The 12,179-nt window shown below is 66.0% G+C and carries 13 protein-coding genes; 7 read left to right on the forward strand and 6 right to left on the reverse strand.

Features of this window, described 5'->3' with window-relative positions; translation table 11 throughout:
* The 4 genes from GGR16_RS24980 to GGR16_RS24995 form a co-directional block, all read left to right on the forward strand.
* The coding region (locus GGR16_RS24980; RefSeq protein ID WP_281380668.1) for a DNA translocase FtsK at positions 1-354 on the forward strand (354 nt) is incomplete at its 5' end.
* 435 nt (positions 355-789) lie between these two features.
* Positions 790-2,160, forward strand: coding sequence for an NfeD family protein (locus GGR16_RS24985; protein ID WP_425486604.1), 1,371 nt, complete (start codon positions 790-792; stop codon positions 2,158-2,160).
* A complete protein-coding gene (locus tag GGR16_RS24990) occupies positions 2,157-2,924 on the forward strand; it encodes a slipin family protein (RefSeq protein WP_019401037.1) in 768 nt (255 codons plus the stop codon). The genes GGR16_RS24985 and GGR16_RS24990 overlap by 4 nt, the downstream gene beginning before the upstream one ends.
* A gap of 152 nt (positions 2,925-3,076) precedes the next feature.
* On the forward strand, positions 3,077-3,712 hold the full coding sequence (locus tag GGR16_RS24995; RefSeq protein ID WP_183318830.1) for a DUF1326 domain-containing protein: 636 nt from the start codon (positions 3,077-3,079) through the stop codon (positions 3,710-3,712).
* Positions 3,713-3,772: 60 nt separating this feature from the next.
* On the opposite strand, the gene GGR16_RS25000 is transcribed toward GGR16_RS24995, so the two are convergent.
* The gene (locus GGR16_RS25000) at positions 3,773-4,264 is read right to left on the reverse strand and encodes an SRPBCC family protein (RefSeq protein ID WP_026014934.1); all 492 of its coding nucleotides are present in this window, start codon (positions 4,262-4,264) and stop codon (positions 3,773-3,775) included.
* The gene (locus GGR16_RS25005; protein WP_246373319.1) at positions 4,261-4,623 is read right to left on the reverse strand and encodes an ArsR/SmtB family transcription factor; all 363 of its coding nucleotides are present in this window, start codon (positions 4,621-4,623) and stop codon (positions 4,261-4,263) included. The genes GGR16_RS25000 and GGR16_RS25005 overlap by 4 nt, the downstream gene beginning before the upstream one ends.
* A 227-nt stretch (positions 4,624-4,850) precedes the next feature.
* On the opposite strand from GGR16_RS25005, the gene GGR16_RS25010 reads away from it, so the two are divergent.
* A complete protein-coding gene (locus GGR16_RS25010; RefSeq protein ID WP_183318831.1) occupies positions 4,851-5,249 on the forward strand; it encodes a DUF1801 domain-containing protein in 399 nt (132 codons plus the stop codon).
* 234 nt (positions 5,250-5,483) lie between these two features.
* Here the strand turns inward: GGR16_RS25010 and GGR16_RS25015 are convergent, their stop codons facing one another.
* From GGR16_RS25015 to GGR16_RS25025, 3 genes are read right to left on the reverse strand one after another with little or no spacing between them, the layout of a single operon-like run.
* Positions 5,484-7,115 (reverse strand): DHA2 family efflux MFS transporter permease subunit, encoded by a 1,632-nt coding sequence (locus GGR16_RS25015; protein WP_183318834.1) that lies wholly within the window; start codon positions 7,113-7,115, stop codon positions 5,484-5,486.
* Complete coding sequence (locus GGR16_RS25020; RefSeq protein ID WP_183318836.1) at positions 7,108-8,298, reverse strand: HlyD family secretion protein; 1,191 nt, start codon at positions 8,296-8,298, stop codon at positions 7,108-7,110. Before GGR16_RS25020 ends, GGR16_RS25015 begins: the two co-directional genes overlap by 8 nt.
* Positions 8,299-8,301: 3 nt before the next feature.
* Entirely contained in the window at positions 8,302-8,784 is a 483-nt protein-coding gene (locus GGR16_RS25025) for a MarR family transcriptional regulator (RefSeq protein ID WP_210289711.1), read from the reverse strand.
* Between the two features lie 131 nt (positions 8,785-8,915).
* Here GGR16_RS25025 and GGR16_RS25030 point away from each other — a divergent pair, with 131 nt between their 5' ends.
* Together GGR16_RS25030 and GGR16_RS25035 are read left to right on the forward strand one after the other, a co-directional pair.
* Positions 8,916-9,362, forward strand: coding sequence for a universal stress protein (locus GGR16_RS25030; protein ID WP_183318838.1), 447 nt, complete (start codon positions 8,916-8,918; stop codon positions 9,360-9,362).
* Between the two features lie 279 nt (positions 9,363-9,641).
* On the forward strand, positions 9,642-9,824 hold the full coding sequence (locus tag GGR16_RS25035) for a PadR family transcriptional regulator (RefSeq protein ID WP_210289712.1): 183 nt from the start codon (positions 9,642-9,644) through the stop codon (positions 9,822-9,824).
* Positions 9,825-9,891: 67 nt separating this feature from the next.
* Here GGR16_RS25035 and GGR16_RS25040 read toward each other — a convergent pair whose 3' ends face one another.
* Positions 9,892-12,168 carry an FAD-dependent oxidoreductase gene (locus GGR16_RS25040; protein WP_343059955.1) on the reverse strand — a complete coding sequence of 759 codons (2,277 nt, stop codon included), beginning with the start codon at positions 12,166-12,168 and terminating at the stop codon, positions 9,892-9,894.
* Positions 12,169-12,179: the final 11 nt, after the last annotated feature.

Below are 12,179 nucleotides of genomic sequence, written 5' to 3' on the forward strand. Positions count from 1 at the left end.
GTGGTGGCGCACCTGAAGGCGCAGGGGCGGCCGCAATATCTCGACGCCGTCACCGCCGACGAGGAGGGCGCGGCACCGGAGGCCGACGGCGCCGTCTTCGACAACACGTCGTTCGGCGCGCCGGGGGGAGACCTCTACGACCAGGCGGTGGCCATCGTGCTGCGCGACAAGAAGGCCTCGACCTCCTACATCCAGCGCCGCCTGCAGATCGGCTACAACCGCGCCGCCTCCCTCATGGAGCGCATGGAGAACGAGGGCATCGTCGGACCCGCAAACCACGCCGGAAAACGCGAGATCCTGATCGACGGCGACCGCCGCGACACCTATGGCGAGGGCGACGAAGCGGAGTACTGAGCTTCCGGCCAGCCCTTCCTGCCGTCATGCCCGCGCTCGGCCCACGGCTGTCCCGTCGCGGCGCGAAAGCGTGAGGCCGTTGGAGCCCACCGGCTCCCCCTCGTCATGCCCGCGCTCGTCGCGGGCATCCACGACCTGGAAAGTTGTGCAAGGTCAAAGGCCCGGGTGGCAACAACAACGCCGCACGCGCATCGCGTCTCTTGAGAAATGCCGCAAGTCGGGCGAGCCGGACTTGCGACGAGAAGCCCGGCGAGGACGAGAGGAGGCGTCGTGCCTCGACGCCTCACCCTGCCGCCCACCGCCGACTATATGGCCGAGGGCAGACAAATGCCGGCCGGCAGGCCATAATGCGGGGCGCCAGATCGTCACGCTCCGATGGATTGCACGCGCCCGCTGCCCAATCGCCCTCCGTCCAACGGCTTCCTCGCCGTTCTCCTGGCCGGCATCCTCGGCCTTTGCGCCTTTACGGCCACAGCCCAGACCGTCGAAACGCCCCGGGAGGCGGCCGGATCGCGCGAGGCGATCGTGCTCGACATCGAGGGCGCCATCGGCCCGGCGACGGTCGAATACCTGCGCCGCAGCCTTGCCGAAGCGACGCGCCGCGAGGCCGGGCTCGTCATCCTGCGCATGGACACGCCGGGCGGCCTCGACAGCGCCATGCGCGAGATCATCCGCGACATCATCGCCTCGCCCATCGCCATCGCCACCTATGTGAGCCCGAGCGGCGCCCGCGCCGCCAGCGCCGGCACCTACATCCTCTATGCCAGCCACATCGCCGCGATGGCGCCCGGCACCAATCTCGGTGCGGCGACACCGGTGCAACTCGGCGGCGGGCGCCAGCCGCTCGACCGGGACAAGGACGACGCCGGGCAGGACAAGCAGCCCAGCGCGCCGGCCGACGCCATGACGGCCAAGGCCGTGAACGACGCCGTCGCCTTCATCCGCGGGCTTGCAGAGCTGCGCGGCCGCAATGCCGACTGGGCCGAGGAGGCCGTGCGCCAGGCGGCCAGCCTGCCGGCGCGACAGGCCCTCGCCCGCAGCGTCGTCGACATCGTCGCGAACGACCTCTCCGACCTCCTCGCCCAGGCGGACGGGCGCACGGTGCGCATCGGCAGCACGGAGCACCGGCTCGACACGGCGGGGCTGAGGCCGGTGGTCATCGAGCCCGACTGGCGCACGCGCCTCCTCGCCACCATCACCCATCCGAGCATTGCCTATGTCCTGCTGCTCATCGGCATCTACGGCATCGTCTTCGAGTTCCTGAGCCCGGGCGCCATCGTGCCCGGCGTCATCGGCGCCATTTGCCTCCTCATCGCGGCCTTCGCGCTCAACCTGCTGCCGGTCAACTATGCCGGCGTCGGCCTCATCCTGCTCGGGGTGGCACTGATGACGGCGGAGGCCTTCCTGCCCTCCTTCGGCATCCTCGGCATAGGGGGCATCATCGCCTTCGTCCTCGGCTCCCTCCTCGTCTTCGACAGGGACGTGCCGGGCTTCGCCCTTTCCTGGCCCATCGTCATGGCGGCCGCCACCGTCAGCGCCGGAACGCTGATCATCGCCGCGACCGCAGCCGTGCGCGCCCACCGGCGCCGGGTCGCGACGGGCGATACCGGCCTCATCGGCATGACCGGAGAGGTGCTGGCCTGGAGCGACGGCCACGGCCAGGTGCACGTCCAGGGCGAGCGCTGGGCGGCCCGGGCCGACGTCGTGCTCGCCCCGCGCCAGCGCGTGCGGGTCGTCGCCCGCGAGCGGCTCACCCTGGTCGTCGAACCGGCAGCGGAGACGGCGCCCGAGAACCGAGGAAGATGACCATGTTCGACTACGCCCCCTATCTCGTCGCCGTCCTGCTCATCGGCTTCCTGCTGTCGCTGGCGGTCCACATCATGCGCGAGTACGAGCGCGCGGTGGTCTTCACGCTCGGCCGCTTCTCCGGCGTCAGGGGGCCTGGCCTCATCCTGCTCGTGCCCTTCGTGCAGCAGCTCGTGCGCGTCGACCTGCGCACCATCGTTCATGACGTGCCGAGCCAGGACGTCATCTCGCGCGACAACGTGTCGGTGAAGGTCAACGCCGTCATCTATTTCCGCGTCGTCGATGCGGACAAGGCCGTGCTCGCCGTCGAGAATTTCCTCATGGCCACCAGCCAGCTGGCGCAGACGACCCTGCGCTCCGTCCTCGGCAAGCACGAGCTCGACGAGATGCTGGCCGAGCGCGACAAGCTCAACGAGGACATCCAGGAAATCCTCGACAGCCAGACGGACGCCTGGGGCATCAAGGTGGCCAATGTCGAGATCAAGCACGTCGACATCGACGAGAGCATGGTGCGCGCCATCGCCCGCCAGGCCGAGGCGGAACGAAACCGCCGCGCCCGCATCATCAGCGCCGAGGCGGAGCAGCAGGCGGCCGAGAAGCTCGTCGAGGCGGCGACGATGCTGGCGACCGTGCCGGAGGCCATGCAGCTGCGCTATCTGACGACGCTGCACGACATCGCCGACGAGCGCAACTCCACCATCGTCTTCCCCTTCCCGCTCGACTTCCTGCGTCACTTCACGGCTCCGGCCGAGAAGCGCGGCTGATCGGGCGGACGCGAAACGCCCCGCGCCTTCTGCTGCCTGGTCGTTCCTGCTATAGTTAAGATTGTCCGGACATCTTTGCGTAACCTGCATTGCCCTGCGATCGCGACCCAATCCGAGCCGCGTGCACGGGGACGAGCCATGGGGAGGACGCCATGCCGGATACGAAGTGGACCATCAAGGGTCGCGAATTCATCCAGTGCAACTGCAACTACGGCTGTCCCTGCCAGTTCAACGCGCGGCCCACGCACGGCAATTGCCATGCGGTCGGCTTCGTCGACATCGAGGAGGGGCACCATGGCGAGACGCGGCTCGACGGCCTCGGGATCGGCATGATCGTGTCATGGCCGGGGGCGATCCACGAGGGCGGCGGCGAGGTGGTGCCGATCGTCGACGAGCGTGCGTCCCCTGAGCAGCGCGATGCGCTCCTGCGCATCATGAGCGGCCTCGACACCGAGCCGGGCGCCACCTTCTTCCAGGTCTTCTCGACCACCTTTGCCAAGGTGCACGACCCGGTCTTCACCACGATCGATTTCGAGATCGACCCGGACGCGCGCACCGCCCGCGTCAACGTCCCGGGCTGGGTCGAGTCGCGGGGCGATCCGATCCTCAACCCGGTCACCGGCGAGGAACACCGCGCCCGCATCAACCTGCCACAGGGCTTCGAATATGACGTGTGTGAGGTCGGCCGCGGCTCGTCATGGACGAAAGGGCCGGTGCCGCTTGCGATCGACGACGGGCACGCTCATTTCTCCCGGCTGCACATGACGGAGAGCGGCGTCGCCCACTGACCCGTGAGGCCCTGCCGGCGGGCCTGCCCGGGCAGGGCCGCCAGAGGGCCTGGGGCCGGCCTACTGGCGCTTGATGAAGTCGACCATCTGGTCGACCACCGTGTTCCAGCCGTCGTAGAAGCCCATTTGCTCGTGCTTCTTGCGTCCCTCGGCATCCCCATGGAGGGCGATGGCGGTGTAGCGCGTGCCCGAGCCGTTCGACGCCAGCAGCAACGCGGCCGTGAAGAACGGGTTCGGCGACGGCCGGAAGCCCGGCAGGAGCGTGTCGGTGAAGATGAGGCGCTCCTCGGGCACCACGTCGAGATAGCAGCCGAGGTTGGGAAACTCCTGCCCCTCCGGCGAGCGCATGACGGTGCTGAAGATGCCGCCGGGCCTGAGGTCCATCTCGCAGGCGGTGATGGTCCACGGCTTGGGGACGAACCACTGGCGCAGGTGCGCCGGCGTGGTCCACGCCTTCCAAACGAGTGCGACCGGCACGTCGATCTCGCGCTCGATGACGAGATCCCGCTCGGGATCGGGCTTGGCCAGGTTGCTCGCCAAAGGTGATGTCATTCGGTTTCCTCCTCTTTCATCGCCATGAGATAGCTGTCGAGCCGGTCGAGCCGGCGTTCCCACATGGTGCGCTGCCGGCCGAGCCAGTCCTCGGCGAGCTTGAGACGGTCGGGAGCGAGCTGATAGGTGCGCACGCGCCCCTGCTTGCGCGAGCTGACGAGGCCGCAGCCCTCGAGCACCCGCAGATGCTCGAGAAAGGACGGCAGCGCCATCTTGTAGGGCTGCGCCAGCTCGCTGACCGAGGCCGGGCTCCTGCTCAACCGTTCGAGCACATGCCGCCGCGTGGGATCGGACAGGGCCCGGAAGATCCCGTCCACCTGGGCCGCGGGAGGCATGGGGCCGGCTTCCTGTAGCGTCATGTCCCTCTCTGGAATGGTGCCGCGACCGTCAAACGGCCGCTGCCGACGCGGCATTCATAGGACGATGAAAAACTTAGGTCAATACCTAAGTATTTGCCGGCCGGCGCATGGCGTACGGAGCCCCCGCTCGGACCGCTGCCCCTCTTGAACCCGCAAGGGGATTGGTGTGAGGTCCCGACCGGCGCCCGCCGGAGCGCCCGAAAGAGCGCGGAACAAGAAGGACTGCCATGGCGACAGGACAACCCGGGGATGAAAAGTCCCCTTCCCAGCTCATCGACGAGAGGATCAGGGAACTCGGTGACTGGCGGGGCGACACGCTCTCCCGGCTCCGCGCCCTGATCAGGCAGGCCGACCCCGACGTGACCGAGGACTGGAAATGGCGCGGCGTCCCCGTCTGGTATCACGACGGCATGATCTGCACCGGCGAGACCTACAAGAGCGTCGTCAAGATGACCTTCGCGAGGGGAGCCGCGCTCGACGACCCGGCGAGCCTCTTCAACGCCAGCCTCGACGGCAATACCCGTCGCGCCATCGATTTCCGCGAGGGTCAGGCGATCGACGAGGAGGCTCTGAAAGCCCTCGTGCGCGCGGCCGTGGCGCTGAACACGTCCCGCCCTCGGGGCTGAGCGAACGCGGGTCCGAGGCATTCCAGGATGGAGGAGCCGGCGCACGAAAAGCGCGCCGTCCGGCGCCGCTCAGGGAAAGCGGACTGGCCGAACCATGTACGGTTGTCTGAGCGACAACACGGCGGCTGTGGAGCCACCGACCCGGATTTCACGCCGCGCGAGCAAGCGGCGATCTGGCGGGCCACGCCCGATAGCGATGATCACTACGTTTACGCCATAGCACTATGACGTGCGTCACCGACCCTGCTGGATCGCGTTCTGCGACGATGGCGGGTGACGCATGGCGTCACTTGCCTGTAGCGCCGGAGGCTTGGACCTCCGGCGCATCATCAGCGTCGGAAGAAGCGCGGCCAGGAAGATCGCGCCGACGATAAAGAAGCTGTCGCGATATCCCAGCATATTGCCCTGGGTGTAGATCATGCGGCCGAGATAGTTCATCGCCCCGGCCTGGCGTATCGCTTCCGGCACGCCGGCCTGCGCGAGCAAGCCGGTCACATCGCGCAACAAGCCGGTCGTCGCGCTGTTGCCCGCGTGCTGCGCCGCCGTGAAGCTGTCGACGTAAAGCTGCGAGCGTCGTTCCAGGGCAATTGAAAGCAGGTTGACGCCGAAGGCGCCGCCGAGTTGGCGCACGAAGTTGATCGCCCCGGAGCCCTGGCCGAGCAGCGTCATCGGCAGCGCCTTGAGGGCGCCGGCGTTCAGACTCGGCATGATGAAGCCGAGCCCGATCCGGCCCAGCATGATCCACCAGGCAAACAGCCAGAAGGGCGTATCGGTATCGACGCCGGTCATCAGGAACGACGACAGCGCGAAGACCACCAAGCCGAACATGACCGTGACATAGGCCGGCGTCTTGTCGGTGAGACGCCCGGCTATCGGGAAGACGAGCGCCAGGATGAGCCCCGCCGGCATCAGCAGCAGGCCGGAGCGGGTCGGCGTATAGCCCTGGATCGTCTGCGCGAACAGCGGAATCAAGAAGGTCGAACCGTAGATTCCCGCCCCGAAGATGAAGGCCACCACGGACGCGCCCGCATAGACCCGGTTCGTGAAGAGCTTGAGATTGAGCATGGGCGCGGGCGTGTGCAGTTCCCAGACGATGAAGCCGATGCCCGAGATAAAGGCGACGGCGAAGTCGCGCAGGATGGAATCGGAGAACCATCCGTCACGTTGCCCGTTTGACAGGCCGTTGAGCAAGGTCACGAGGAACACGGTCATCAGTCCGAAGCCGATCCAGTCGAATTTGCGCGGCGATCCCGAAGTTGTCCGTCCCGGCATGAAGAGGGTGGCAAGGAACAGGCCGATGAGACAGAACGGCACGGCCATGAAAAACACATACCGCCAACTGAAGCTATCGACCATGATGCCGCCCAGCGTGGGGCCGAGCGCCGGGGCCAGCACCACGCCGATGCCGTAGATGCCCATGGCCGAGCCGCGTTTTTCCGGCGGGAAGACCTGGAAGATCACCTGCATGGCGAGCGGCTGAAGGATGCCGGCCGCGCCGCCTTGGAGGACGCGGGCCAGGATCAGCATGCCTTCCGCAGGGGCCAGCCCGCCCATGACGGAGGCGACGATGAAGACCACCACCGCCAGCATGAAGGTCGCGCGCTGGCCGAGCGTCTCGACCATCCAGGCGTTGAGCAGCATGGTTCCGGTCATCGCGGCAAGGAAGCCTGTAGACAGGAGCTGCGCCTTGTCCTGGCCCATGCCGAAGGCGCCCATGATGTCGGGCAGGGCTACATTGACGATCGTCGCGGTCAGGATGGTGGCGATCGTACCCATCATGACCGTCGCCGTCACCAGCCAGCGATAGGCGGGGCCGAAGCGGGCGAACAGCCCCTCGATGCTGTCCGGGTGCGGCGCGCTAGTCACCGGTCCTGGCCTCCAGCTCCACCATCATGCCCGGCTTGAGTGCGCCGCCCGCCTGCTTAACGGCGATGCGAACAGGCAGGCGTTGGGTGATCTTGGTGAAGTTGCCGCTCGGATTTGGGTTGGGCAGCAGCGCGAACTCGCTGGTCGCAGCCTGCCCGACGCGGGTGACTTTACCCTCGAAGCGCTGCGCCGGCAGGGCATCGACGGTGATTGTCACGGTCTTTCCGGGCTGGAAGAAGCGGATGTCGGTCTCCTTGACGTTCGCCTCGACGCGTATGCGCTCGGGATCATGCACCATCAGCAGGCGCTGGCCGGGGGTGACGTATTCGCCCTCATCCACGAAGGTCTGGTCCACAACGCCGTCGAACGGCATGACGATGGTGCGGTCTTCGAGATCGAGCGCCGCGCGCTGCCGTTGCGCGCGCAGCCGCTGTTCTTCCGGACCGAGCTCGGCCAACTGGCGTTGGAGCACCGTGAGCTCCTCGCGTGCGGCTTCGGCCTCGGCAACGGCAGCGCGGGCGTTCTCCAGGTCCGCCTGGGCGCTCAACACCTGTTGTTTTGCAGTCTCCAGCGCCGCCCGCGTCTGGTCCAGGCGCGCGCGGGTGATGGCGCCGCTCGGCGCCAGCTTCTCAGCCCGATCATTGTCCTGTCTGGCAAGATCGCGTTGTGCCGTCGCTGCTGCCAACGCGGCCTCCGCAGCCCTTACCGCTGCCTGTTTGGCGGTAATACGACTTTCGGTCTGACGGCCGGTGAGTACGATGCGGGCTTCGATTTCCTCCCGGCGGCGGGCGATTCCCATGAGTTGCGCATCAAGTTCCTGAACGAGCAGGCGGCTTTCCCGGTCGTCGATCCGGACCAGTATGTCGCCTTTGCGAACGGAATCGCCCGCAATGACCTCAACGGCGGTGACCCAGCCGGGAACCCGGCTGCTCACGGCAACGATGTCGGCTGCAACGCGGGCATCCGTGACGAAGACGTGGGTGAACTGCTGATACAGCCACCAGCCACCGGTCCCGAGAACGATCAGCCCCGCCAGGATCGCGCCATATAGTCGCCATGGCCGGGCGCGGCCAGGCGGTGAAACCGCCTCTGACGCAGCCTCCGTCTCCTTGTCGGGGGCTATGCGCAGATCGGTTTCCGGATCGTCGCTCTGGCGCTCCAGGCGGCTCACAAGCTGGTCCACGGCTCACCTGTCCATCGGGATTTGGTGCGTAAGCTGCATCGTCGTTTCCGCGCCACCCAGCTTGCCGGCGATCTTCTCGAAGACCCTCAAACAGGTCGTCACCTCGGCATGGGATATGTCGGAGAAGATTTCCGCACGCACTGCCGCCGCGGTCGTTTCGATGCGTTCCAGAACGGGAATGGCCTCCGCGCGCAGGTGAACCGATTTGGTGCGGCGGTCGGCGGCTTCTGTCCGGCGCTCGATCAGCCCCTCGGCTTCAAGCCGGTCCAGCGTGCGCACCAGGGTCGGCCCCCGCACCCCGACCGCCTCAGCCAATTCACGCTGGGTTGCCGCTTCGGCCAGCCGAGAAAGATGCAGCAGTGTCAACCAGCGGGATTCGGTGAGGCCGAAGGCGGCCAGCCGCCGGTCGATCTCGGCGCGCCACAGCCGGGCGACCAGCCCGAGGTGGAGGCCGAATCGTTCCTGATCGTTGAGAGGCAGCTTCATTTCATTGCCTGAATGGTTCTTTTGTTATAGCAATAGGTAGCTATCTATCGAATGTCCAGAGATAGAGACAAAGCTCTGTCGCAGTCTGGCCCGGGAAAGGCATTTACGGCGCTCATTGAAGGAGAACCACGATGTACCGGACGATCCTCCTGGCCTATGACGGCAGCCAGCAAGGCCATGAGGCGCTGGATCAGGGGGCCGAGCTGGCCTCGCTTTGCCAGGCTCGTGTCTATCTCTTCGCCGTCGTCGCCCATGAGCTGGGTGTCGCGCTCGCTGAAGCGGCGGCACCCTCAGACTTGCCGGAGCGTGAATATCAGGAGGTGCGCCGCGTGCTGGCGGCGGGCGCGGAAGAACTGCGGCGGGCGGGCCTGTCCGTCCAAACACGCCTCGGCACGGGCAACCCCGCCGAGGAGATCGGCCGAATGGCGCACGAAGTCGGCGCGGATCTGATCGTGGTCGGTCACCGCGAACAGAGTGCGCTGGCCCGGTGGTGGCGCGGCTCCGTCGGCGCTTCGCTGCTCGCTCATGCGCCATGCAGCCTGCTGGTGGCCGTCGCGGGCACGAGGCCCGCGCGATAATCGGAACAAGATCAAAACCAGCAGCGTCCAAAGGTCCACGCGGCAGCGGCGAAGAGCGCGCAAGAGTGGCGCGGAGATGGGCCGCCCGCCGCCGCGTCGCGGTTTTCCGGGAGCTGGATCGGTTGCCCGTTGGAGTGTGCCAATGTGCCCTGCCGGAGCCGGCAAGCTGCCGCTTGCGCAGACCGGGTTGGGGCGAGTTGCCCCGGGAATTGCCGGCGCGAATGAATGGCCGGCAGAGTGCCGTCTTTTTTGATGACATGAACGTCAAGACGCTATGTTTTGGCCATCCTGTCCTTTGGAGAGGCGACAGGTTACGAGATCCGCAAACGCGCTGCGGAAGGGCCGCTCAGCTACTTCACCGAGGCAAGCTTCGGGGCCATCTATCCGGCGCTCGATCGCCTTTGGCGCGAGGGGCTGATCGAAAGGCGACGGGAGGCCCACCCCGCAAGGTATACTCTCTGATGGAAGCGCGAGAAAAGGCTTTGGTCGAGGTGCCCTGCATCAGCCGTTGAAGCCCGTCCGAGTTCCCTCAAGGTGAGCCACCGCAAATTACCTTCCTGGCTGCCGCGTAACCTTCCGCTTGATGCGCCTGAATGGACTTGTACGAGAAATCATAGTCGAGAGAAGCAGGTTCCCGGTCTTGTCCTTGCCGCACGAACCGCGTGACGGTCGTCGCAGCACCATCGCCCATGAGCTGAACATATGCCGGCAAATGTTTGATCCTGGCGGTTTCCGCCGGATCGAGATGGGTGAGAAGATGATCGATGAGCTTGCGATAGGCGCCGATCGTTTCGCGATGACGCAGGTCGCTTCTTGTCCGTTCGGAATAGACGATCTCGTCGCGCCGGAGCAGCACCTCCATCATGTTGGTCGGAAGCGGACTTCTGCCCGAGAACAGATCGACGATGAAAACCCGCTTGCCGTCCGGACCGCAGCGGTCGACGAGAAGATCAAGCGGTGAGTTGCTGACGATGCCACCGTCCCAATAGGCATTGCCGTCGACGACCGTCCAGGGGAACCCCGGCGGCAGGCTGCCGCTCGCCAGGACATGCTCGGGGGTGAGATCGTCGACATAGCTGTCGAAGACTTCGAGCTCCGCCGTGGTGACATTGACAGCGCTGATGAGCAAGCGTACCGGGCTCGTCTTGAGCGCCGCGAAATCCACGTACTTCGCAAGAAGCTCCTTCACCGGCGCGGTGTCGTAATAGCTTGTCCAGTTTACTGGGAATTCGGTGAGCGAGCTGAACGGCTGCATCCAGCGGGGTCGAAAGAACCGCGGCACCCCGAATGTCAGGACCTGTAACGCTGCCGCCGCTCGCTCACCGCAGGCGAATGGCAGCTCCACGGTCGCGACGGCCAATTCGGCCCAGAATGCTTCAAGCGCCGGCGTCGCATGACGCGGGTTGCTGGCGATGATCGCGCCGTTGAACGCGCCGATCGAAACGCCGGCGACGATGTCCGGGAAAATCTCCTCCTCTTCGAGGGCCTTGACGACACCGCACTCGAAGGCGCCGAGAGCACCTCCGCCCTGAAGGACCAGTGCCGTCCCCGCAGGAATATGCTCCAGGGGAAAGGCCGGATCACTGAGCCGGTCCTTGATCGCGCGTACATTCACCCGATGGCGGATCAGGCCTTCGGCGAGCCGGGTTTCATCGACGGGCCTGCCTATCGAGAACAGCGCACGCGGCACGTCGCCCTTAAGATAAAACAGCGCGAAGGATCGGGTTTCGATCGCGCCGCGACCGATCCGTTCCTCCGCCTCCGTGGGCCAGCCGAGCATGTTGAAGCCAATATCGCCGATCTCGCAGAAGAAATAGGAAACCTCGTCATAGGGCAGCCGGCGTCCCACCATGTTCCTAGCGGCAAGACGTCCCTGCTTCACCGCATTGTCCCAATGTTCGATGTGGCGGTGCCGCGCGAAGACCGGGTCATAGAACGTGGTGACATCGCCGGCCGCGAAGACATCCGGCGCGCTCGTCCTAAGCAGCGCGTCCACCACGACGCGTCCCTCCTCTAGGGCGATGTTGCTGTCATGCAAAAACGCGGTGGCCGGCACGACGCCGATGCTGACGACCACGAGCTCGCAGGGTATCCGCTGCCCGGATTTCGTCTCGAGTTCCTGAACGCGGTCCTGGCCACGGAGCGCAACCGCCGTGTCGTTCAGCAGCACCGAGACTCCACGATTTTCGACATATCGCTGGAAGTAGGCGGAGACGTCCGCGGATTCGAGATGTGGAAGCACCCGGTCACTGAATTCGATGATGGTGACATCGAGGCCGAGTTCGACCAGCGACATGGCGATTTCCATACCAAGAAAGCTGCCCCCGAGCACCACGGCACGCCTGGCTTGGGCGGCGGCCCGACGAACCATCTCGGCGTCGGCTCTCTGCCGCAGGACATGGATTCCGGCGAGATCTGCGCCTGGGATGAGAAGAGGCTTCGGTGTCGCGCCGGTCGCGATCAGGAGCTGGCCATAGTGGATCCGCTCGCCCATTGCGGTCGTTATCGTGTGGCTTTCCGGATCGACGGATGCCACCCGGGCGTTGAGTTGCAGATCGATCGCCTTTTCGCGATAGAAGCTTTCGGGGTGAACGAAGATCTGCTGCCCGGCGCCGTCGTCGAGTAGCATCCGCTTGGACAGGGGCGGCCGGTGGTATGGCGGCAGATCCTCCTGCGACAGGATCAGAATCGAGCCGGCAGCCCCTTCCGCCCGCAACGTCTCGGCCGCGACGGCGCTGGCGACGCCACCTCCGACCAGCAGGAAATCGATATGTCGCGGCGGGGGATGCAAGTTGTCGACGGACACCGCAGTGTCCG

The organism is Chelatococcus caeni (assembly GCF_014196925.1).
GTDB lineage: Bacteria > Pseudomonadota > Alphaproteobacteria > Rhizobiales > Beijerinckiaceae > Chelatococcus_A > Chelatococcus_A caeni.

Bases quoted from the DNA above. Each gene is read 5' to 3' on its own strand.
- GGR16_RS24995 (WP_183318830.1), top strand. From the start codon at position 3,077: ATGCCGGATACGAAGTGGACCATCAAGGGTCGCGAATTCATCCAGTGC.
- GGR16_RS25030 (WP_183318838.1), top strand. From the start codon at position 8,916: ATGTACCGGACGATCCTCCTGGCCTATGACGGCAGCCAGCAAGGCCAT.
- GGR16_RS25005 (WP_246373319.1), bottom strand. From the start codon at position 4,623: ATGACGCTACAGGAAGCCGGCCCCATGCCTCCCGCGGCCCAGGTGGAC.
- GGR16_RS25000 (WP_026014934.1), bottom strand. From the start codon at position 4,264: ATGACATCACCTTTGGCGAGCAACCTGGCCAAGCCCGATCCCGAGCGG.
- GGR16_RS25025 (WP_210289711.1), bottom strand. From the start codon at position 8,784: ATGAAGCTGCCTCTCAACGATCAGGAACGATTCGGCCTCCACCTCGGG.
- GGR16_RS24990 (WP_019401037.1), top strand. From the start codon at position 2,157: ATGACCATGTTCGACTACGCCCCCTATCTCGTCGCCGTCCTGCTCATC.
- GGR16_RS25010 (WP_183318831.1), top strand. From the start codon at position 4,851: ATGGCGACAGGACAACCCGGGGATGAAAAGTCCCCTTCCCAGCTCATC.